The sequence below is a fragment of the Candidatus Korarchaeota archaeon NZ13-K genome, assembly GCA_003344655.1.
Lineage (GTDB): Archaea > Korarchaeota > Korarchaeia > Korarchaeales > Korarchaeaceae > Korarchaeum.
Genome location: MAIU01000130.1, coordinates 1 through 1,956 on the forward strand (window position 1 = coordinate 1; position 1,956 = coordinate 1,956).

Annotated in this window: 2 protein-coding genes; one reads left to right on the forward strand and one right to left on the reverse strand. The window is 56.0% G+C overall.

The window, feature by feature from the left end:
- Positions 1-1,160, forward strand: a 1,160-nt coding sequence (locus tag BA066_07785) for an aldehyde ferredoxin oxidoreductase (protein RDD52791.1), incomplete at its 5' end; no start/stop codon positions are given.
- Between the two features lie 323 nt (positions 1,161-1,483).
- Here BA066_07785 and BA066_07790 read toward each other — a convergent pair.
- Positions 1,484-1,956 (reverse strand): diaminopimelate decarboxylase (locus tag BA066_07790; GenBank protein ID RDD52792.1); only part of this gene is annotated, 473 nt, incomplete at its 5' end.

Here is a 1,956-nt window from a genome sequence, read left to right on the forward strand (position 1 = left end):
ATCCAGAGGGAGTGAGAAAGTTCTCTGCTGAGGTCATAGTACCGAGGGCTAGGCAGGAGCTCAAGTCATACTTTGAGAGGGGAACCCCGGGGGCGGTGGAGCTGGCCAACCTCTGGGGCTTCTTCCCGAGCTACTACTGGTCCAGGGGCTCGGTGGATGGATGGGAGAACATAGCATGGGATGCTATAAAGAGGGAGGTCTTCGTGCACCCCAGGGCCTGCTTCGGCTGCCCCACCCCCTGCGGCAGGTACAGCAGGGTCAGGGAGGGCAGGTACTCCGGGAGCGAGGTCGAGCTTGAGTACGAGACCATATTCGCGATCGGCGGGCTCAACGCCATAACGGACATCAAGGCGATAGTTTGGCTCAACGATCAGGCTGATAGGCTGGGAATGGACACAATAACTTTAGGCAACGTTTTCGGGTTCGCGATAGAGGCTTATAAGAGGGGGAAGCTCGATCCCGGATTCAAGCTGGACTACGGTGACCCGGAGGCCCTCCACAGACTGGCCGATATGATAGCGAGGAGGGAGGGAGTTGGAGACATACTGGCCGAGGGCGTGGCCTCGGCATCCAGGAAGCTGGGGCTTGAGGATCTGGCGATCCACGTCAAGGGGCTCGAGCCAGCCGGATACGATCCCAGGACCCTGAAGAGCATGATAATAGGCTACGGCCTCTCATCCAGGGGAGCGTGCCACCTCAGGATAACGGGCTATTACGCTGACACAAGGGGGCTGGGAGGGGACAGAAAGACGATAAACATGGAGAAAACTTTGGTTTTGGCGAATCTGGAGGAGCTAGCTGCAATAGGGGATTCTCTCGTTCTCTGCAGGTTCTCCACCAGGACGACGATAGCATGGGAGGAGATTGCTAGGTACTACACCATGATCACCGGGAGGGAGGCCGGCGTTGAGGACATGAGGAACGCGGCGAGGAGGATAATAAATCTCACCAGAATGTACAATGTGAGGCTTGGGGTGAGGAGGAAGGACGATAGATTGCCGAAGAGGTTGCTGAGGGAGGCCTTCGTGCACGAGGGCGAGGAGAGGAGGATAACTGAGGAGGAGCAGGAGAGGTTCCTGGATCTCTACTACGAGGTCAGGGGATGGGATAGAGAGGGGGTCCCGAAGCCGGAGACTTTGAGGCAGCTCGGTCTGGAGTGAGGGGGCATCGCTCCGATCCCCGACCCGACGTACCATTCGCTTCCCAATTCTTTGGTTCGCACACTCACTACTCAGTCAAGAATTTTTACTCAACAATGTGTAAATTCAATTAACGATAGAAGAGTTTAAATAAACTCGCCCAACCTCCTATCCACAACGATGGGAAATGAGGGCCTGCACTTGAATACCGAGGGATAGTACTCATCGAGCATGATTCGAGGATTCGCGGGCCCCTTTTATCCCTTTCCATTCGAGATTCGGTCTCGGGTTAAAGGATCAGTGGTTGCTCTCGATGAGATCCTTTGCGTTGAAATTCGGGAAATCTATCCGAATATAGCTCTGTGAAAATCCTCCCTCGGTCTCAGCAACCTGAATTTCCCTCCCTCAATCGCCACAACGGGGGGGAGGGGCCTCAGGTTGTACCTGCTGGCCATGGAGAATCCGTAAGCCCCCACGTCCTTGAAAGCGATCAGATCCCCTTCCCTCAGCTCAGGCAGCTCGTACTCACCGAAGAAGTCAGCCGACTCGCAGACGGGCCCGGCCACCATGACCCTCTCCTTGCTCCCCTCAGCATCGCAGAGTATCTCATGTCTAACCCCGTAGAGGGCGGGTCTCATGAGATCGTTCATGCCAGCATCCACCAAGATCCACTTCACCCCATCCACCTCCTTGACGTAGTTCACCCTGGCTAGCAAGTAACCGGCATCCGCGACTATGTACCTACCAGTCTCGAGGAAGAGCGTAACTCCCACCTCCCTCGCGAATTCGCAAACGAGCTCCGCGTACTCCTCGAGTG